This is a genomic window from Streptomyces sp. NPDC047982 (assembly GCF_043204165.1).
GTDB lineage: Bacteria > Actinomycetota > Actinomycetes > Streptomycetales > Streptomycetaceae > Streptomyces.
On the sequence record NZ_JBIDBS010000006.1, the window covers coordinates 34,792 to 53,697 of the forward strand.

Annotated in this window: 16 protein-coding genes; 11 read left to right on the top strand and 5 right to left on the bottom strand. The window is 71.4% G+C overall.

All coding sequences use genetic code 11. The features are described 5' to 3' along the window. Positions 1-153: 153 nt before the first annotated feature. Positions 154-1,623 (top strand): ribosome biogenesis GTPase Der, encoded by a 1,470-nt coding sequence (der, locus tag ACGF2V_RS09295; protein WP_362626994.1) that lies wholly within the window; start codon positions 154-156, stop codon positions 1,621-1,623. 64 nt (positions 1,624-1,687) lie between these two features. Here der and ACGF2V_RS09300 read toward each other — a convergent pair whose 3' ends face one another. Further along, positions 1,688-2,059, bottom strand: a complete 372-nt coding sequence (locus ACGF2V_RS09300) for a hypothetical protein (RefSeq protein ID WP_362705138.1) — start codon at positions 2,057-2,059, stop codon at positions 1,688-1,690. Positions 2,060-2,193: 134 nt separating this feature from the next. Next, positions 2,194-2,994, bottom strand: coding sequence for a hypothetical protein (locus ACGF2V_RS09305; RefSeq protein ID WP_362626989.1), 801 nt, complete (start codon positions 2,992-2,994; stop codon positions 2,194-2,196). A gap of 355 nt (positions 2,995-3,349) precedes the next feature. Between ACGF2V_RS09305 and ACGF2V_RS09310 the strand changes: the two genes are divergently transcribed. The 3 genes from ACGF2V_RS09310 (at position 3,350) to ACGF2V_RS09320 (ending at position 6,301) form a co-directional block, all read left to right on the top strand. Then, entirely contained in the window at positions 3,350-4,633 is a 1,284-nt protein-coding gene (locus tag ACGF2V_RS09310; RefSeq protein ID WP_362626986.1) for a glycosyltransferase family 4 protein, read from the top strand. Next, positions 4,630-5,595, top strand: coding sequence for a transferase (locus tag ACGF2V_RS09315; protein ID WP_362705136.1), 966 nt, complete (start codon positions 4,630-4,632; stop codon positions 5,593-5,595). The genes ACGF2V_RS09310 and ACGF2V_RS09315 overlap by 4 nt, the downstream gene beginning before the upstream one ends. Positions 5,596-6,085: 490 nt before the next feature. Further along, positions 6,086-6,301 (top strand): I78 family peptidase inhibitor, encoded by a 216-nt coding sequence (locus ACGF2V_RS09320; RefSeq protein ID WP_362626981.1) that lies wholly within the window; start codon positions 6,086-6,088, stop codon positions 6,299-6,301. A 128-nt stretch (positions 6,302-6,429) separates the two neighbouring features. Here ACGF2V_RS09320 and ACGF2V_RS09325 read toward each other — a convergent pair whose 3' ends face one another. Beyond that, on the bottom strand, positions 6,430-7,467 hold the full coding sequence (locus ACGF2V_RS09325) for a phosphatase PAP2 family protein (protein WP_362626978.1): 1,038 nt from the start codon (positions 7,465-7,467) through the stop codon (positions 6,430-6,432). A 540-nt stretch (positions 7,468-8,007) separates the two neighbouring features. Between ACGF2V_RS09325 and ACGF2V_RS09330 the strand changes: the two genes are divergently transcribed. Both ACGF2V_RS09330 and ACGF2V_RS09335 read left to right on the top strand, forming a co-directional pair. Further along, positions 8,008-9,735 carry an MFS transporter gene (locus tag ACGF2V_RS09330; RefSeq protein ID WP_362626976.1) on the top strand — a complete coding sequence of 576 codons (1,728 nt, stop codon included), beginning with the start codon at positions 8,008-8,010 and terminating at the stop codon, positions 9,733-9,735. Between the two features lie 157 nt (positions 9,736-9,892). Continuing rightward, positions 9,893-11,104 carry an acyl-CoA dehydrogenase family protein gene (locus ACGF2V_RS09335; protein WP_362705133.1) on the top strand — a complete coding sequence of 404 codons (1,212 nt, stop codon included), beginning with the start codon at positions 9,893-9,895 and terminating at the stop codon, positions 11,102-11,104. A 22-nt stretch (positions 11,105-11,126) separates the two neighbouring features. On the opposite strand, the gene ACGF2V_RS09340 is transcribed toward ACGF2V_RS09335, so the two are convergent. Then, on the bottom strand, positions 11,127-11,567 hold the full coding sequence (locus ACGF2V_RS09340; RefSeq protein WP_362705130.1) for a cell division protein SepF: 441 nt from the start codon (positions 11,565-11,567) through the stop codon (positions 11,127-11,129). A 372-nt stretch (positions 11,568-11,939) separates the two neighbouring features. Between ACGF2V_RS09340 and ACGF2V_RS09345 the strand changes: the two genes are divergently transcribed. Together ACGF2V_RS09345 and ACGF2V_RS09350 are read left to right on the top strand one after the other, a co-directional pair. Next, on the top strand, positions 11,940-13,193 hold the full coding sequence (locus ACGF2V_RS09345) for a DUF5685 family protein (RefSeq protein WP_389044673.1): 1,254 nt from the start codon (positions 11,940-11,942) through the stop codon (positions 13,191-13,193). A 265-nt stretch (positions 13,194-13,458) separates the two neighbouring features. Continuing rightward, positions 13,459-13,938, top strand: coding sequence for a hypothetical protein (locus tag ACGF2V_RS09350; protein ID WP_362705128.1), 480 nt, complete (start codon positions 13,459-13,461; stop codon positions 13,936-13,938). 27 nt (positions 13,939-13,965) lie between these two features. Here the strand turns inward: ACGF2V_RS09350 and ACGF2V_RS09355 are convergent, their stop codons facing one another. After that, complete coding sequence (locus ACGF2V_RS09355) at positions 13,966-14,889, bottom strand: DUF4231 domain-containing protein (protein WP_362705126.1); 924 nt, start codon at positions 14,887-14,889, stop codon at positions 13,966-13,968. Positions 14,890-15,184: 295 nt separating this feature from the next. Between ACGF2V_RS09355 and ACGF2V_RS09360 the strand changes: the two genes are divergently transcribed. From ACGF2V_RS09360 to ACGF2V_RS09370, 3 genes are all read left to right on the top strand, one after another. After that, positions 15,185-15,907: a hypothetical protein gene (locus tag ACGF2V_RS09360; RefSeq protein ID WP_362623426.1), complete on the top strand. Its 723-nt coding sequence runs from the start codon at positions 15,185-15,187 to the stop codon at positions 15,905-15,907. 323 nt (positions 15,908-16,230) lie between these two features. Continuing rightward, positions 16,231-16,398 (top strand): FxSxx-COOH cyclophane-containing RiPP peptide, encoded by a 168-nt coding sequence (fxsA, locus tag ACGF2V_RS09365; RefSeq protein WP_362623424.1) that lies wholly within the window; start codon positions 16,231-16,233, stop codon positions 16,396-16,398. A 30-nt stretch (positions 16,399-16,428) separates the two neighbouring features. Next, positions 16,429-18,714 carry a radical SAM/SPASM protein FxsBH, inactivated beta-hydroxylase extension form gene (locus ACGF2V_RS09370; protein ID WP_362623421.1) on the top strand — a complete coding sequence of 762 codons (2,286 nt, stop codon included), beginning with the start codon at positions 16,429-16,431 and terminating at the stop codon, positions 18,712-18,714. Positions 18,715-18,906 lie beyond the last annotated feature (192 nt).

Here is an 18,906-nt window from a genome sequence, read left to right on the forward strand (position 1 = left end):
CACCCCCCCGGGGGTGGCGCCCGGGGTTTCCCCGGGGGGGTGGGGGGCCGGCGGGGCCCCCGCCGCGGCACCGGGGGACTCGTTGCTTATTATTTGTTTTGGGGGCCGCGCGCGGGCGCCCCCTCGACGATGAGGCAAAGAGGAACGGACTTCATGAACGACCAGATTCACTCCGGGGGCTCGGGCCACGAGCACGGAGCGCTTGGCGACGCCGAGTACGCGGAGTTCATGGAGCTCGCCGCGGAGGAGGGCTTCGACGCCGAGGAGATCGAGGGCGCGATCGACGAGGCGGGGCACGGACCCCTGCCCGTGCTCGCCGTCGTCGGCCGCCCCAATGTCGGCAAGTCGACCCTGGTGAACCGGATCATCGGCCGCCGTGAGGCGGTCGTCGAGGACCGGCCCGGCGTCACCCGCGACCGCGTCACCTACGAGGCCGAGTGGGCGGGCCGCCGTTTCAAGGTCGTCGACACCGGCGGCTGGGAGCAGGACGTGCTGGGCATCGACGCCTCCGTCGCCGCCCAGGCCGAGTACGCGATCGAGGCGGCCGACGCGGTCGTCTTCGTGGTCGACGCGAAGGTCGGTGCCACCGACACCGACGAGGCCGTCGTCAAGCTGCTGCGCCGGGCAGGCAAGCCCGTCGTGCTGTGCGCCAACAAGGTCGACGGACAGAGCGGCGAGGCGGACGCCGCCATGCTCTGGTCGCTGGGCCTCGGCGAACCGCACCCGGTCTCCTCGCTGCACGGCCGCGGCACCGGCGACCTCCTCGACGCCGTGCTCGAAGCACTGCCCGAGGCGCCGGCACAGCGCTTCGGCACCGCGGTCGGCGGCCCCCGGCGGATCGCCCTCATCGGCCGTCCGAACGTCGGTAAGTCCTCGCTGCTCAACAAGGTGGCCAACGAGGACCGCGTCGTGGTCAACGAACTCGCGGGCACCACGCGCGACCCGGTCGACGAGCTGATCGAACTCGGCGGTGTCACCTGGAAGTTCATCGACACGGCCGGTATCCGCCGCCGCGTCCACCTCCAGGAGGGCGCGGACTACTACGCGTCGCTGCGCACCGCCGCCGCCGTGGAGAAGGCCGAGGTCGCCGTCGTCCTGATCGACGCGGGCGAGTCCGTCAGCGTCCAGGACCAGCGCATCATCACCATGGCCGTGGAGGCCGGGCGCGCCCTGGTGATCGCGTACAACAAGTGGGACACCCTCGACGAGGAGCGGCGCTACTACCTGGAGCGCGAGATCGAGACGGAGCTGGCGCAGGTCGCGTGGGCTCCGCGGGTCAATATCTCGGCCGCCACCGGCCGCCACATGGAGAAGCTGGTCCCGGCGATCGAGACCGCGCTCGCCGGCTGGGAGACCCGTGTTCCCACCGGACGGCTGAACGCGTTCCTCGGCGAACTCATCGCCTCCCACCCGCACCCGGTCCGCGGCGGCAAGCAGCCCCGGATCCTCTTCGGTACCCAGGCGGGCACCAAGCCGCCGCGGTTCGTGCTGTTCGCCTCCGGCTTCCTGGAGCACGGCTACCGGCGTTTCGTCGAGCGCCGGCTGCGCGAGGAGTTCGGCTTCGAGGGCACGCCGATCCACATCTCGGTGCGGGTCCGCGAGAAGCGCGGCCGCAACAAGTGACGTCCCCGCGCGCGTGACGGAGCCCCGGACCGGTTCGACGTGGTCCGGGGCTCCGTCACGCGGTTCAGGTGGTGCGCGAGCCCGGCGGGAGAGCCGCCTGGGCCCGCCCGGAGTGCCGTCCCACACGCTGCCAGGCGGTGGGACTGCCGGTGTGAGCGGCCGGGCCGGCGCCATGGCGTCCGGGCGACCCGACGTGCGCGGCGGACGAGCCGTGCACGGACAGGCCGGTGGAGAGGCCCGCCGGGTGACCGGAGGAGTGACCGCTCAGCGGGGCGCGCCCGCCGGACAGCCCGAGGCCGAAGGCCACGAAGCCGAGATTCTCCTCACCGCTACGATCACCCGGCAGCGCCCGGAACGACCGCCGGTACTCGGAGTACAGCGCGTCGTAGATCGGGGTCTGGGACTGACCGCCCGAGGGCACCCGAGAGGGGCGCATGGCAGGGATCGGGCTCGGGCGCTGATGGGAGGAGTCGTATGAGTGCACGTATCTGCCAACGACCCCGCGGTACTTCGGATGCGGGCCCGGCCGAGAAATAACTGTTCGCCACAGCTCTGGCCCGACGGACGTGATCAGGTACCGGCCAGCGGCATCGCCGCGGCGACCAGGAGTCCGTTCGCGGCGGCCTTGTCCAGGGCGTCGCGCAGCAGGTCCTCGCGGGGCTGCTGGCCGATCGCCCCGGCCGGGGCGGCGTAGACGAGCACCGTCCGCGTCTTGTTGGCGGCGGTCCGCCAGCCCTCGGTGACCTGGAGCGGTGCGTGCGCCTGCCACCAGGCGACCTGGGGCCCGCCGTCGGTGCCCGGCTGGAGCACGGCGTGCAGCCGGCCCATGGCGAGAAGGATCGACCAGCCGGGCAGGGCCGAGGGCACCTGCTCCATCCGGTGGACCGGCTGGAATCCCTGTTCCAGGAGCAGCTGGAGGAATTCGTCGCCCTGGCCGCCGTCCGTGCCCGGGCGGACGATCGTGCCCGTCGGCTCGACGACGAGCGCCGGGTGGAGATCGTCGTCGATCAGCACGAGTCCACTCGTGATCCCGAGGACGGCCTGCTCGGCGCCGATGCCCTCCGGAAGCACCTGCCGCCCCTGCTCCTCGGCCTGCCCGCCCGTGATGCTGCGCACCGCGCCCTGCAACTGCTCCTCCGCGACCCTGACGACCTGCGAGGGGATGCAGCTCGCGTGGGCGAAGGCCAGGACGGCGGTTTCCTCGCCGACGAAGAGGACCGTGCTGGTGCGTTCGTGTGCGCAGTCGCCGGGGGTGCGGCACGAGGTGCAGTCGTAGCTGCCCGGGGTGTTGTCGCCGACGAGCAGTCGGTCGGCTTCGGCGTCGCCGATCTCGGCGCGTACGTCCTCGCTGACGTCGAGCATGCGCGGCACGGGTGGCTCCTCGAACTCGGTGCGTGCGCCGGGCGCTTCCCGGCTCATGAAAAGGACAACGGGCGATCCGCGGCTGGAGTCACGCGAGAAAGGGAACGTAATCGAACCATCTGACGTAGAGAGTGAATCTCTCGATCCGAAGGGCTGTTACACCCCATATGTAGAGATTGGCGCCGCAGGGAGTGGGCCAATCTGCTGTGCAGCGGTTCACTGATACGTCGATAAGTCAGGAAAACAGGTGAACGCGAAAATGGCTGAAACTGGTCCAGGGGTGGAGTGAACCGGCGGCTGGTCCGGCCCGTCCTGGCAAGTGCGGCCCGTTGTTGATCAGTCGAACCAGGAGCCATGGCACTTCATGCACATCTCTTTCCTGCTCCACAACGCCTACGGGGTCGGGGGCACGATCCGCACGACGTTCAACCTCGCCGCGACGCTGGCCGAGCACCATGACGTGGAGATCGTGTCCGTCTTCCGGCACCGGGACGTTCCGGTGCTGGGAGCCCCGGCGGGCGTCCGACTCGGCCACCTCGTCGACCTGCGGAAGAAGAGCCCGGCGTACGACGGCGACGCCGCCGAGCACGCCCGTCCCGCGTCCGTGTTCCCGCGCGGTGACAGCAGGTACCGGCAGTACAGCCGGCTGACCGACGCCCGGGTGGCGAACCATCTGCGCTCCCTGGACGCGGACGTCGTCGTCGGCACCCGCCCCGGGCTCAATGTGCAGATCAGCAGGCAGACCCGGCGCGGCCCGGTGCGGATCGGGCAGGAGCACCTCACTCTCGACAGCCACGGCTACCGCCTGCGCCGCGAGATCGGGCACCGCTACGCCCTGCTCGACGCGATCACCACCGTCACCGAGGCCGACGCCCGCGCCTACCGGGCCGGGTTCAAGCTGCCCGGCGTGCGCATCGAGGCCATCCCCAACAGCGTGCCCGAGCCGCGGATCGCACCCGCCGACGGCACCGGCAAGTGGGTCGTCGCCGCGGGCCGGCTGCACAGGGTCAAGCGGTACGACCTGCTCGTCCGCGCGTTCGCCGACGTGGTCGCCGTCCGCCCGGACTGGCGGCTGCGCATCTACGGATCCGGTGACGCGACCGGGAACGAACGCCGGGCGCTGCTCGCGCTCATCGGCGAACTCGGCCTGCACAACCACGTGTTCCTGATGGGCGCGGTCAATCCCCTGGAGGCCGAATGGCCCAAGGGGTCGATCGCCGCGGTCACGTCGGACCGCGAGTCCTTCGGCATGACCATCGTCGAGGCGATGCGCTGCGGCCTGCCGGTCGTCGCCACCGACTGCCCGCACGGCCCGCGCGAGATCATCGGGGACGGCACCGACGGACGGCTGGTGCCCGTCGGCGACCCGGCGGCGTTGAAGGACGCCCTCCTCGGCCTGATCGAGGACGACGAGGCCCGGGAGCGCTTCGGACGCGCCGCGCTGGCCGCGTCCGAGCGCTTCGACCCGGCGCGGATCGCCGAACGCCACGAGCGGCTCTTCACCGAACTCGTCTCCCGGCCCCCGCGCGAGCGCGCGCACGGCGCGCTGCGCAGCACGCTGCACCGGGCCCGGAGCACCGTGCTGGACGGGGCGTACGCCCTGCGTCACACGGCCGCCGATGTCATCCGCAGGAGGAAGTCCGCATGACCGTACCCGCAGAACGCACGACCGTCGCCGCGGAGCGGCGGACACCACGGGCCGACTGCGTCGCGGGCCCGGACGGGACGATCACCTTCGAAGTCGACGTTCCCGCCGCCGGATCCGGCCCCGACGGCCCCGACGGCCCCGACGGTCCGGACGGCCATGACGGCCCCGGCCCCGACGGTCCCGGCTCCGGTCACGACGGTTCCGGCCCGGGCCGTGGCGACGGGGAGGCACTCGAACTGCTCCTCCGGCTGCGCGGTGGCAGGGGCGACGGTGCCACCCTCCGGCTTCCCCTGGACCCGGCCGGGAAGGGGCGGTTCCGGGCGGTGCTGCCGAGCACGGTGGAGCCCGCCGAGGGCCGCTGGGACGTCCATGTGCGACGGCCGGGCACGGGCAAGGACGCGGAGACGGCGGTCGAGCCCGGGATCAGGGACCTGCGGTTGCTCATCGATCGTGTACCGGAGGACGGGCGGGTCGTGGTGCGCATCCCGTACCCGACCGTCGACGGCCGGCTCGCCCTGCGCTGCTGGATCCGCTCACCGCACGCCGAGGCCGGGCCGGTGACCTTCGACGGGAGCGGGATGACCGTCGAGGGCACCCTGTACGGGGTCCGGCTCGGCGACGGCGCCCATGTCGAGGCGAGGAGGGCCGACGCCCCCGACCGGGTGTGCCGGGTGCCGGTCACCGGGAGGCAGGGCGCGTTCGCCTTCACGCTGCCGCTCGGCCGGCTGACGGACGGGCCGGTGGGGGACGAGCGGCTGTGGACGCTCTGGCTGGTGCCCGGGGCCGTCGCCGATGAACAGGCCGGTGCGGTACGGATCTCCCGCCTCCTCGACGACGTGTGGGACCGCAAGAACGTCTTCGTCTACCCGGGCCGTGACATCGGGGGAGGGGCCCGGGCCACTTGCTGCTACACGGGCGACAACGGCCTCTGCGTACGGGTCGGACCCGGGCCCGGAGCCTGACCGGCGACGGCCGGCGGACCCGGTCCGGCCCCAAAACCGGGCACCGCGCGGCCGGTGGCGTCGAAACACCGGCGCGGGCCCCGGCCGCCGCGCGGGCGGTGTACGCGCACCCGTCCGCGTCCCGCCGTCCGGGGATCGTGCGTCCTTCCGTCCCGCGTGACGCGAATTTGTGACCAGACGATAAGGGTGCCATAAGGAAGCGTGAATTCTCGGCGGCGCGAGCGTTCCCGCCGGATATTGGGCAGGGAAATTCCAGCCTTTCGGAACGAGGTATTCGGCTTGGTTTTCCGGGCTCTTCACGCGATCGTCCGCGAGTTTTTCCGATTACTGTCCGTCGAGGCGTGGACGGTGTGTTCGGGGCGGGTGACCGCGAGGGAACCGATGTCGTGATCCTGTGACACAAGTGTGACCGGCGAGGGATGTGGGGACGCCGTGCGACGGACCCGGTCCCGGCTTTCCCCGCGGTCCCCGGCCACCTACGGTGAGGGGTATGGAGCCTGTGCCGAACCGTCCCGTCCAGCCCCAGGACTCACCCGGCTCGTACGTCGGCCTCGCCGCGGACGCGGCCGAGCGGCGGGCCCGCGACCGTGGCTGGACCACCGTCAGATCCCTGCCGCCGGGCACGGTCATCACCATGGAGTTCCGGGCCGGGCGGATCAACTTCGAGGTCGCGGACTCGGTCGTCACCCGCTGCTGGGTGGGCTGAGCCCGGCTCCTGACATGTGCGAAGGCCCCGACCTCAAGACATGTGCGAAGGCCCCGACCTCAGGCAGGTCGGGGCCTTCACACATGTCGGGAAGCGGGGACCCGTACCGGGCTCACCGTTCCCGGGGGTCAGCCGCCGGTCACCGGCCGGGCCGACGCCGCTCCGCCGCGCGGCGCCCGGTCCGGGGTCGACGTCCGGCGGCTGCCGGTGGGGGTGACCGGGGTCCGCTCCGAGCGCGGCAGATGCAGCGGGTGCGACGGCGGGGCCGGATGGGCGTGCGGACGGGGGCCCGTGACCGTGGCGGTCGCCGTGGGGCCGCCCACGGCGACCGGTTCCGGGACCGTGCCTGCGGCCGGGGCGTCCTCGCCGTCCGGCAGCGGGAACGACTCGGTCCGGGGACCCGAGACCGTGACGGGCGCGGAGGGCGCGGGACGGCCGAGTCCCCGCAGGCTCTCGCGCTGCGCGAAGATCCACGTCTCGGTCCGGGCGATCAGCGGCTCGACCCAGGGCAGTCCCAGCAGGATCAGCAGTCCTGCGGCCCAGCCCAGCAGCACATCGCTGAGCCAGTGCGTGCCGAGGTAGACGGTGGTGAGCCCGACGCCGAGCGAGACGATCGCCGAAAGGGCCGACAAGTAGCGCCTGGCCCTCGGAGTGGTGGCCAGATAGGCGAGGATTCCCCAGGTCACCACCGCGTTGGCGGTGTGACCCGAGGGAAATATGTCGCCGCCGGCGAAGAGTTCCGCGGAACCGATCTGCGTGGCGTAGTGCGGGCCGAGGCGTCCCAGGCCGATCTTGACCGCGCCGACCGTCGCGTTCAGCAGCAGCAGCGCCGCGCCGAGCGTCAGCAGGGGCCGCAGCGTGTGCTGCCGCCAGGAGCGCCAGCCGAGCCAGCAGGCGACCATGGTGGCGGTGGGACCGCGCTGGCCGAGCACGACGTAGTAGTCGAGGAACGCATGGATTTCCGGCCATTGCTGATACGGCCGGAAGAGCATGACCTTCCAGTCCAGCGCCACCAGCCAGGAGGAGGTCAGCACGGCGACGACGATGGCGACGTAGAACGCCAACGTCCCGCCGAAGAGGGCGACGCGGTGGCGGCTCATCCGCGGCGGCTCTATCTTCGGCGGCTCCGGCTCCCGGTCCAGGCGGGCAAAGATGTCGGTACGCACCCAATCGACGTTACAGCGAGTGAGTGCGCGACCAGGGCGTTCAGGTCTCTTTGTGATGACGATGTGATGTGGGCTATGTCTCGCCGATGCCTTAATTCCGGATCCGAAGAAGCGCATCGGAGCGCTTTTACATCATTCATTTCGCACTTATTTCGGAAGGGTGTTTAACGCGGCCGGAAAATCCCAGGAGGTGTCGGTACGAAAACAAACGGAACCGAGGGGGAGGACGGACGGTGCCCGCCCGGTCACCGAACGCTCCGGTGGCGGGCCCGGCGATCGCTCCGCGGGGCGGGGCGAGTACCTTCTGTGCCGGGCGCGGAGATCGTTCGCGCAGGCCGGGGCGGCGAGCGCGACCCGCCGCGTGACGCGGGCCGCACTCCACGGCGCGTCGAGGTATGAGATGGGCCACGTGTGAGTTCTCCGAACTCGCGTACGCTGACGGACCACTCGCCCGTCGAATGCCGGGCCCCGAGGGGCGGTGCGTCCGCCGCGTACCCGGCCGGCCCGCCGAGGGCGAGGGACCTTTTGGGAGGTACATGCATGTCCGGGACGACCAAAGCCCGAGCCCGGTCACGCCCGGTGGCCGGCGGTGCCAATCGATGGGTCGTCCTCGTCGTCCTCTGCCTCAGCCTGCTGCTCGTGGCGCTCGACGCGACCGTGCTCCACGTCGCGGTTCCCTCCCTCACCGAGGACCTGCGGCCCAGTGCCGTCGATCTCCTGTGGATCGTGGACGCCTACCCGCTGGTCTGTGCCTCGCTGCTGATCCTCTTCGGGACGCTCGGCGACCGGGTCGGCCGCCGCCGCGTCCTGCTGCTCGGTTACGCGCTCTTCGGGATCGCCTCGGCGATTGCCGCGCTGGCCGGCTCCCCCGGCGTGCTCATAGCGGCGCGCGCCCTGCTCGGCGTCGGCGGGGCGATGATCATGCCCGCCACGCTGTCGATCGTCCGTCAGGTCTTTCCTGACCGCCGCGAGCGGGCCGTCGCGATCGGCGTCTGGTCGGCGGTCGCCGCCGTCGGGGCCGCGACCGGGCCCGTGGTCGGCGGCTTTCTCGTCGAGCACTTCTGGTGGGGCTCGGTCTTCCTGATCAACATCCCGCTGATGGCCCTGGTGCTGCCCGTCGGCCGCCTGCTGCTGCCCGAGTCCCGCGGCGGTGGCGACGGCCCGTGGGACGTGTTCGGCGCGCTGATGGCCGCGGCAGGGGTGCTCGGGGTGGTGCTCGGGGTGAAGCGGGCAGGTGCCGGGGAGGCGCTGCTCAGCCCGACCGCGCTGGTCCCGCTGCTCGTCGGGGCAGTGCTGCTCGCCCTGTTCGCGCGCCGTCAGAAACGGCGTACGCATCCGCTGATCGACATCGGGATGTTCGCCAGGCCCGCCTTCTCCACCGCGGTGGGCTGCATCGTCGTCGCGATGCTGGCCCTGGTCGGGCTGCAACTGATCGCCGTGCAGTACCTCCAACTCGTCCTCGGCCTGAGCCCGCTGGAGACCGGTCTGCGGCTGCTGCCGCTCACGTTCGCCGCCATGGCGGCGGGCGCCACCGGCTCGTACACGCTGCACCGCGTCGGGCCGCGCAGGATGGTCGTCTGGGGGTTCGTGCTCACCGCCGCCTCGGTGCTGGTCCTGACCGCTATGGGCCGGCACGACAGGCCCGCCCTGCTGACCGCGGCCTTCGTGGCACTCGGCTTCGGGCTCCAGACCACGCTCTTCGCGGCATACGAATCCATGCTCAGCGACGCCCCCGCCGACCGGGCGGGCGGCGCGGCGGCCATCGGCGAGACCTCCTACCAACTCGGCGCGGGCATCGGGATCGCCTTTCTCGGCAGCGTCATGAACGCCGCGTACGCCCCCGGACTCGCGAAGCTCCCCGACATGGGCGTCTCCGCCGCCGACAGCGAGGCCGCCGCGCACTCCCTCGGCGAGGCGTACCAGGTGGCCGACCGGATCGGCGGTTCTTTGGGGGAGACGGTGCGAACCACGGCCTGCGGCTCCTTCATCACCGGACTGCACGTCACGCTGTTGGTCAGCGCGGCCCTCCTGCTGCTGGGGGCGCTCGCCGCGCTGCGGCTGCCGCGCAGGACGGAGGAGCCGGCTCCGGTCCCCGTCGAACCGGAGGGCCCGGGTCCGGCCTGTTCCGCCCCGGAGGGGACCGGTGCGGGCGAGGGGATTCCCGCGGCGCGTCAGGCCCCCGGCGAGGGCTCCGCGCGACGCTCGTCCCCGGCGCCCGCCGACCGCCGCCCCGCGGAGGCGACCGGCTCTGGACGGGCGGGGCACTGAGCCGTAACGTCGGCACGACGCCGTGACCGACACTGCTGGTTCCGGGTCGGCCGGCCCCACGGCGCGGGGAGCGGGACCGGCCGGGTGCGTACCCGGCTCCGTGACACCGCCCGTGCCGTCCGGCCCGGCAACGCGCGAGCCGCCCGGAGGCACTCCCATGTCCACCACCCCGTCCTCGAAGCTCCCGCCCTTCGACCCCGCCGACCCCATCGGCATCGACGATCTGCTCGGCACCGAGGACCTGGACATCCGCGACACCGTCCGCGACTGGGCGGCCGACCGGATCCTGCCGCACATCGCCGAGTGGTACGAGAACGGCGAACTGCCCGGGATCCGCGAACTCGCCCGCGAACTCGGTTCGCTCGGCGCCCTGGGGATGTCCCTGAGCGGCTACGGCTGCGCGGGCGCCACCGCCGTCCAGTACGGGCTGGCCTGCCTCGAACTCGAAGCGGCGGACTCGGGGATCCGCTCGCTGGTCTCCGTGCAGGGGTCGCTCGCCATGTACGCCATCCACCGCTACGGCTCCGAGGAGCAGCGGCGTCGGTGGCTGCCCGGGATGGCCGCCGGGGAGATCATCGGCTGCTTCGGCCTCACCGAGCCGGACCACGGCTCCGACCCGGCCGGGATGCGGACGTACGCCAGGCGCGACGGCGAGGACTGGGTGCTCACCGGCCGCAAGATGTGGATCACCAATGGCTCGGTCGCCGGGGTGGCCGTCGTCTGGGCGCAGACCGACGAGGGCCGGCCGGGCGCCGGGGTCCGCGGGTTCGTCGTGCCGACCGACGCCCCCGGCTTCTCCGCGCCCGAGATCAGGCACAAATGGTCCCTGCGCGCCTCGGTCACCAGCGAACTGGTCCTCGACGACGTGCGGCTGCCGGCCGATGCCGTGCTTCCCGGGGTGACCGGACTGCGCGGGCCGCTCGGCTGCCTCGGTCATGCCCGCTACGGCATCGTCTGGGGTGCCATGGGCGCGGCGCGCGCCAGTTTCGAGGCGGCGCTCGACTACGCGCGGACGCGGGAGCAGTTCGGCCGGCCCATCGGCGGCTTCCAGCTCACCCAGGCCAAGCTCGCGGACATGGCCGTGGAACTGCACAAGGGGATCCTGCTCGCCCACCACCTGGGGCGGCGGATGGACGCGGGCACGCTCCGCCCGGAGCAGGTCAGTTTCGGGAAGCTCAACAACGTGCGGGAGGCGATCGAGATCTGCCGTACCGCGCGCACGGTCCTCGGCGCCAACGGGATCTCGCTGGAGTACCCCGTGATGCGCCATGCGACGAATCTGGAGTCGGTGCTCACCTACGAGGGGACCGTGGAGATGCACCAGCTGGTGCTGGGCAAGGCGCTCACCGGTCTCGACGCGTTCCGGTAGGACGGTCGGGGGAGCGCCCCGCTCAGCTCTGGTTGAAGAAGCCGTCGGCCGGCCGGCCGGCGGCTTCGCCGCTGAGCACCTGGGTGTCGGCCGGGGTCAGCAGGAAGACGCGGGTGGCCACCCGCTCGATCGAACCGCGCAGTCCGAAGGTCAGCCCGGCGGCGAAGTCCACGACGCGCTTGGCGTCCGTGGGGTCCATGGCCGTGAGGTTCACGATCACCGGAACGCCGTCCCGGAACAGCTCCCCGACGGCCCGCGCGTCCCGGAAGCTGTCCGGGGTGACGGTGGCGATCCGACGGTCCGTCTCCTCGGCCTTCCCGGGGGCCGCCTGCACCCGGGGGTCGGTCACCCACACCTGACCGGTCCCGGTGTGCGCGACCTCGGCGTACTCGTCGTCGTAGTACCGCTCGTCGTTGTCCTCTACGAGGCCCAGCCAGGCACTCGCCCTGCGCACCGATCCCATGGACGCCTCCTCTCACCGCGGTTCCGTGTTGCTCCGCATCTCTTTCGTATCCCTATGGTCGTCCATGATGCGGATCGTGCGCCAAGTGGATAGTCGGCGCGCAGGGGATTCGTGACGGTACTGGTGCAGAAGATATGGCGGTTCGTCAGGGTTTGTCCCACATTGATGGTCTGAAAGAAAGAAAATGTGATGCACCGGTCCGTACGGGTGACGCGGAGCGCGTCCGGGTGAACGGATGGCTCGATTACGATGCACGTCGCGCATGTGCACCAGCCCGGCGCGACAGCAGCGGACGACACTCGGGGGATCGTCGTGTTCGGAATGGTCAGGCCGTGTGCCCATCGGCTGTCCGAAGGGATGCGGACCGAGTGGATGGCCCATCTCTGCGGGCTCTGCCTCGCACTTCGCAAGGACCACGGACAGTTCGCCCGCATCGTCACGAACTATGACGGCCTGATCGTCTCGGTTCTGACGGAGGCTCAGTCCGAGCGCACCACGGGATGGCGCCGGACTGCGGGGCCCTGCCCGCTGCGCGCCATGCGGACCGCTCCGGTCGCCCGCGGCGAGGGGGCCCGGCTGGCCGCCGCCGTCTCGCTGGTGCTGGCGTCCGCGAAGGTACGGGACCACGTCGCGGACGGGGACGGCTGGATGAGGCGCCGTCCGATCGCAGCCGCCGCGCGCCGGGTCGCCGCGGGGTGGGACCGCGCGGGCGCGCGCACCGGCGCGCAACTCGGTTTCGACACGACGCTCCTCGTCGACGCGGTCGACCGGCAGAGCGGCATCGAACTGCTCGCCGGGCCCGGAACACCGCTGCTCACGGTCACCGAGCCGACCGAGACCGCCACCGCCGCGGCCTTCGCCCACACCGCGATGCTCGCCGGCCGGCCGCTGAACGCGGAGCCGCTGGCCGAGGCGGGGCGCCTCTTCGGACGCCTGGCGCACCTGCTTGACGCCGTGGAGGACCAGAAAGCTGACGCGACGTCGGGTGCCTGGAACCCGCTCACCGCGACCGGCACCTCCCGGGCCGAGGCCCGGCGGCTGTGCGACGACGCCGTGCGCGGCGTACGGCTGGCGCTGCGGGACGCCGAGTTCACCGACGGCAGGCTGGCCCACGTGCTGCTGGTCCATGAGCTCCGGCAGTCGGTGGACCGGTCCTTCGGCACCACGACGTGCTCGCACCGGACCGACGGCGTGGCGCCGTCCGGGACCCTTCACGGCGTGCTTCCGGACGAGAGCCTTCACGGCACGGTCCCGGGCGGGACCTTCTCCGCGCCGGGCGCCGGGCCTGGGGGAGCATACGGGCCGCCGCCCGGCAACCCGTACGCCCCGAGCCCGGACAACCCGTACGCCCCGGGTCCAGGAGGTCCCGGTGGCCCGCCGCTGCCGCCGCCCGAGCCGCCGCGCGACCGACGCGGGCTGATCGCAGGCTGCCTGGTGTGGGCGGGGCTGGCCTGCACCTGCCAGATGTGCTGCGGCACCTTCGAGGACCCGTGGACCCATCAGCGCCGTGAGGGTCTGTGCCAGCAGTGCGACTGCGGCAGCTGCTGCGATGCGTGCGACTGCTGCAGCAACTGCGGGAGCTGTTGCGAGTCCTGTGACTGCTGCGACTGCGACTGCGGCGGCTGAGACGTTTCTCCGACGAGGTGGTCGGCCTCAGCGGGTGCGGCGGGCCCGAACCGGTGACGCCCCGCCGATTCGCTTCGGGAACAACGGCCCCGGCGGCCCCGCTCGCCCCTGCCCGAATCCTGGGCAGGGGCTCCCGCTCGCCCCGAGCCTTTTGAGAGGATGTGGGGCAGGTCGGTCATGCAGGAGCGAACGGGGGCGGATGCTGTGCCTCCCGGAGGAGCCCTCCGGGGAACCCCCGGCAGACACCTCAGGGGGTTGCGGATCCGTGAATCGCATCGGAGTGACCGGCCATCGCAGCATTCCGCGAGAGGCCCACGCGCACGTGCTGGCTGGGATCCAGGCGGCCCTGCGCGGCCTGGAGGGCTCCCTGGAGGCGCTGTCCAGCCTGGCGGTGGGCGCGGACCAGCTCTTCGCCGATCTCGCCCTGGCCCGAGGCGCGGACCTGACCGTGGTCGTTCCCAGCGGCGACTACGAGTCCTCCTTCGCCGACGCGGCCGAACTCGGCCGCTACCGGGCCCTCAAGAAACGTGCGGCCCGCGAGGTCCGGCTGGACTTCCCGCACTCCACGGACGAGGCGTACTACGCGGCGGGCGCGTACATCGCCGACCACTGCGACCGGCTGCTCGCCGTGTGGGACGGCAGGCCGGCCCGTGGTCTCGGCGGCACGGGCGACATCGTGACCTACGCCCGCCGCCTGGGCCGCCCGGTCACCGTGATCTGGCGCGACGGCGTGGAACGCGACTGACCGCGGTCCGCCTCCCCCGACGGCGCCTCACTGGTGGCGGGCGAGCCAGTCGGTGTGCTGCGGGGAGACGATGCGCTCGGTCTCGAACACGGCACGTGGCCACTGTCGTTCGGTCAGCGTGGTCTCCATCGCCACCTGCATCGACTCCAGATCCTGCTCCACCAGCGAGTGGGCCGAGATCAGCGGGTGGTGGCGGCGGATCTCGCTCCACGCCAGGCAGGCCGCCGCGGCGGCCGACAGGACCCCGGTCACGGCGAAGGACTGCATGACGGAGAACGTCCGCAGCAGAGCGAACAACAGCGCCAGCGCGGTCAGTACGGCGATCGTGCTCGACCAGAGCAGGGTGGCCCGCCGTGACATCTCCTGGCGCCTGCGGTACCACGTACGCTGCTCGATCAGCCGGTCGCGGACATACGTCTCCTTGCGCACGGTGAACGCCTTGTTGCGTAACTCCCGCATGGAATCGGTGATCAGCCCGCCCGAGTCCGCCGTCAGGTCACGGGGATCGGTCCAGCCCACCTTGCACAGCTCCTGAAGCCCCTCTTCGAGGCGGTTCGCGAACAACGCCTCCGGGTGCGGCGCACTTGAGTCGAAGGGGGCGCCGTGCACCGAGTAGCGCCAGCACATCGACTTGATGAACTCCGCCGCCGAGCGGTTGAGCTGCCATTGCGACTTCGCTCTGCGCCGGGTGGCGACGTAGGTCGTGATCAGCACGCCGGTATAGGCCAACACACCGATGGCATCGACGAGTTGGAACGTGTCACCCAGCTCGGCGCGCCAGGGCAGGGCCGCCGGTACCGTGCCCAGGACCAGCAGGATCAGCTGCACGCGGGTGGTGTTCACGGCCTCCCGCTGGCTCGCGACGGCGATCGCGTCCGTGTGGTGGAAGAGCTCCGGCAGGTCGGCGTTCCTGAACACCATGCTCCGGAGCGGTCCGGGAATCGCCGTCATGTTCACTCCCCGTCTGTGGTGGTGGAGGCGTTCTGCGGTGGTGGAGGCATGAGGGTAGGTGGCCCGGTCGGGTGCGGCAACGGCCGCGACCGTGCCTGCAACCGTTTTCGGCCCCGCCCGGCCGATTTCGGTTCCGCCCGGTCGTTCTCGGTCCCGTCGTGCCCGGTGCCTGCCCGTCCGCGCCCTCTCGTGCGACCCGGAGCATTGCGGGGTGTCGGGTCAACTGACAGTATTCCAAGGGCTGTTACCGATGGTGCACCTCTCGCTGCCCATCGTCCCGGGGGAGATTTCGAGCATGAGCCAGGCAGGCCGCGGCGACGCGGATCCATGGTCCGACGCCCAACGGCGGATCCGCAGGAGCATTTTGCTGTTCGCCGTGCCGATGGCCCTCCTTGTCCTGCTGGTGGCCGTGCTCGTCTGGGAAATGGTCCGGGCCAATGTGTCGGCCGGGGCGCGGACCGAGTGGCCGTGGCGACTGCAACTCCTCGACGCAGAGGCGCTGGGCAGTCTGCTCGCGGTCGCGGCGGGCGCCGTGCTGGCCCGCGCGCAGTACGCCCGCACGGTGCGGCCGTACCTGGGCTGGAGGGCCACCTGGTCGACCGGTGAACTCGCGCGGGGCGTGCCCGCGTGGCGGGTCGGGGTCATGAACGGCGGCCAGCACCTCGCCGTCGTCGAGTCCTGGGACTGCAGGGTGGTGATGAGGGACGCGCGGGACCTGACGCCGTGGTGCAGCGTCCCCGCCGCCTGCGACGAGCTGACCGGGGCGGGGCTGGTCGCCGGTGAGGACTTCCGGCTCATCGACTTCGGGGCGGGGTTCCCCCTCGTGGGGGCCGGGAGCCATGAGACGGTGCTGGTGGGGGCGTTCTCGGAACACTTCGTGGCGCAGGTCGAGTCCGTGTACGTCCGCGCCAGGATCACGGATGTCGTGGGCGACACCCACGAGCGGATCATGGACTGCATGAAGGGCGTACGGGCGACCGGAGCCCCACCGGCCGACGGGGCGCCCCGCCCACTGTGACGCCGGAGCGTTCCGCCCGCCGCGACACGTGCGTGCGCCGCCTGCCGCGCACGCGTCGGCCAGAGGCATTCCGGGACGCCGGTGGTCCATGGCGGAAGCCGGGTCGCGCACCCGTTCCACCGGCGCATTCCCCCCGGTCGTGGGCGCGTACGCGAACGCCTTCCGTGACGCCTGATGCGTTCTGTATGCCACTCGTGTGACGAGTGGATCTCCGCGGTTGCCAAGCCCGTTGAGGGGAGTAAAGTCGTTTCGCCGGACACTGTGATGATGCGGAAACCGGCTGCTTTGTTCGTGATCCGCAACACTCCCCCTCAAGGATGGCCGTGAAGACCTCAGAATCCCCTCGTGCCTTCGCTGTCGCGAAGAAGGGCCGCACGTCGCTCGCCGAGATCGACACCCGCGGCGCAGAAGCCAACCGCAAACTCGGCCGAGTGTTCTCGGCCCCCGCCGACCGCCACACCCAGGCGTCCACCTTCAGTTCCGCGCTCTGATTCGCGCCGCATGCTGGCTAGACTGAGGGAATGACAGGACCCCTGGTCCCATTCCGCGAATTCGTGCTCAAAGTGCACAGCAGGTGCGATCTTGCCTGCGACCATTGCTACGTCTACGAACATGCAGATCAGAGTTGGCGTACCCGCCCCAGAACAATCTCTGACGAAGTCATCTTCCAGACAGCTCAGCGCCTGGCCGAGCATGCCACAGCGCATGCGTTGCCCTCCGTGTCAGTGATCCTGCACGGAGGGGAGCCCCTACTGGCGGGCCCCGCCCGATTGCGCCGCGTCTGCGAAGCGCTCACTTCCGCCTTCGAAGGCGTCGCGGAGCTCGATCTCCGCATCCACACCAACGGGACCCAGCTCAGCCCGCGTTATCTCGACCTCTTCGACGAGTTCGGCGTCAGGGTCGGCATCTCCCTCGACGGCGACCGCGCCGCCAACGACCGGCACCGCCGCTATGCCGACGGACGCAGCAGCCACCCCCTGGTCCTCAAGGCCGTCGAACTGCTGCGGCAGGAGCGCTACCGCCACCTCGACCTCGGCCTGCTGTGCACCGTCGACATCCGCAACGACCCGCACGCGGTCCTGGACGCCCTCCTCGAACTCGAACCGCCGCTCATCGACTTCCTGCTACCGCACGCCACATGGGACCGGCCGCCGCTGCGCCCGGACGGATCACCCACGGCCTACGCCGACTGGCTCCTCGCGGTCTTCGACCGCTGGGAGGAGCGGGGGCGTCCGGCACCGGTGCGGATGTTCTCCTCGGTGTTCTCCACCCTGAGCGGCGGCCCCAGCCTCACCGAGTCCCTGGGACTCGCGCCCACCGATCTCGTCGTGGTGGAGACAGACGGACGGCTGGAGCAGGTCGATTCGCTCAAGAGCGCCTACGAGGGCGCGGCGGCCACCGGATTCGACGTCTTCGGCCACGCCTTCGACGAGGTGGCCGCCCACCCCGGGGTACGGGCCCGTCAGCTGGGGCTGGCAGGCGTCGGCGAGACCTGCCGGCGATGCCCGGTCGTACGGTCGTGCGGAGGCGGCCTCTACACCCACCGCTACGACCCCACGGGACCGGACGGCCCCTTCGCCAACCCGTCCGTGTACTGCGCGGACCTGGAGGCCCTGGTGCGCGGCGTCGAGGCGCGCACGGCGCAGTCCCTCGTCGCACCCGCGGTGACCGATCCCGCCGAGCTGGCCGCCGTCCAGCACGACCTGACCCGCACCCTCCTCGCCCGACTGAACGCCGACATCGGGCGGCGTGGCGGCGAGGAGTGGGCGAGCGCCTGGGAGCTGGCCGCCGCCATCGAGAAGTCCGAGGAGGGCGCCCGAGGTCTGGACGAGGTGCTGGCCCTGCCGTACACCCGCGGCTGGCTGCTCCACGCGCTGGAGCTGGTCCATGAGCGGCCCGGGGCCGCCCGGGTGGCGCGAGGGCTGCCGGCGTACCTTGCGGCGGCCGTCGTGCGGGCCGGACTGGACGTGCCCGTCCGGGTGACGTTCTCGGACGGCCGTCTCTTCCTTCCCGGCCTCGGCGAGGCGCGGATCGGGGACGCGGGGGAGCGCGGCACGGCTCTGGTGCGCGGCGCCGGGGACGGCTTCGTCGTGCGGCGCGAGGGGGCCGGCGCGGCCGGTACGGACGTCGTGCGGCTGCGGGAGGCGACGTCCGCGTGGCGGCCGCTGCGCCGGCTGGCCGCGCCCGGCCCGGTACCGGGTGCGGAGCCCGGTGTCTCGACGTCCGGCCGCGTGCCCGGCTCGGTCCCAGGGCTGGTGCTCGACGACCTCGACCCGTTCCGCGACTGCTTCTCCTCGCCCGCGGCGTCCGCGCTCGACGACCGCGCCGCCGCCGGTCTGGCGGCCAGGATCGACGAGGCGTGGGCCGTGATCGGGGCGAAGGCCCCGGGACGCGTCCGGGAGATGGCGGGTTTCCTCACCACCCTCACCCCGCTGACCGGGCTGGGCCCGGCGGAGAGCTGCGTCGGGCGGCACGGACAGGGTGCCCTGGGGATCCCCGTGGACGGCGGGCCCGAGGAGCTGGCGTTCGGGATGCTCCGCGGTTTCCGGCGCGCCGAATTGCGGGCGCTTCGCGATGTCACGGATCTTTACGCGGCAGACGGCTCCTGGGACCATCGAATGCCCTGGAAGGAAGAATTCGTTCCATTTTCCCGGTTGCTGTCCGAAACCTACGAACGGATCGCATTGGGGGCTTTCGGGTCACGATGGCTGGAAGGCGTACCGGAGGCACTTGACACGTTGGAGGGGGCCGCGGAACTGACCGTCCACGGGAAACGGCTGTTGGATCTGATGCGAAAAGAGATCTGAGAGAATTCGGCGCCGATATTCCGTTAGAGTTCGGTGTTCCTGCGCAACACCGGTACACACGGGACAAGTGGGAGAAAGGCTCACAGACCGAATTCGATCAAGGAAAAGATCGGCTGAATCCGGGAACCTATGACCGGAAAACGGCGTTGAATGACCGAACGCCATGGGGGTGGAGCAACGTCCGCTCCGGAA

Bases quoted from the DNA above. Each gene is read 5' to 3' on its own strand.
- ACGF2V_RS09355 (WP_362705126.1), bottom strand. From the start codon at position 14,889: ATGACGGCGATTCCCGGACCGCTCCGGAGCATGGTGTTCAGGAACGCC.
- ACGF2V_RS09315 (WP_362705136.1), top strand. From the start codon at position 4,630: ATGACCGTACCCGCAGAACGCACGACCGTCGCCGCGGAGCGGCGGACA.
- ACGF2V_RS09370 (WP_362623421.1), top strand. From the start codon at position 16,429: ATGACAGGACCCCTGGTCCCATTCCGCGAATTCGTGCTCAAAGTGCAC.
- ACGF2V_RS09335 (WP_362705133.1), top strand. From the start codon at position 9,893: ATGTCCACCACCCCGTCCTCGAAGCTCCCGCCCTTCGACCCCGCCGAC.
- ACGF2V_RS09345 (WP_389044673.1), top strand. From the start codon at position 11,940: ATGGCCCATCTCTGCGGGCTCTGCCTCGCACTTCGCAAGGACCACGGA.
- ACGF2V_RS09330 (WP_362626976.1), top strand. From the start codon at position 8,008: ATGTCCGGGACGACCAAAGCCCGAGCCCGGTCACGCCCGGTGGCCGGC.
- ACGF2V_RS09300 (WP_362705138.1), bottom strand. From the start codon at position 2,059: ATGCGCCCCTCTCGGGTGCCCTCGGGCGGTCAGTCCCAGACCCCGATC.
- der (WP_362626994.1), top strand. From the start codon at position 154: ATGAACGACCAGATTCACTCCGGGGGCTCGGGCCACGAGCACGGAGCG.
- ACGF2V_RS09360 (WP_362623426.1), top strand. From the start codon at position 15,185: ATGAGCCAGGCAGGCCGCGGCGACGCGGATCCATGGTCCGACGCCCAA.
- ACGF2V_RS09310 (WP_362626986.1), top strand. From the start codon at position 3,350: ATGCACATCTCTTTCCTGCTCCACAACGCCTACGGGGTCGGGGGCACG.
- ACGF2V_RS09340 (WP_362705130.1), bottom strand. From the start codon at position 11,567: ATGGGATCGGTGCGCAGGGCGAGTGCCTGGCTGGGCCTCGTAGAGGAC.
- ACGF2V_RS09320 (WP_362626981.1), top strand. From the start codon at position 6,086: ATGGAGCCTGTGCCGAACCGTCCCGTCCAGCCCCAGGACTCACCCGGC.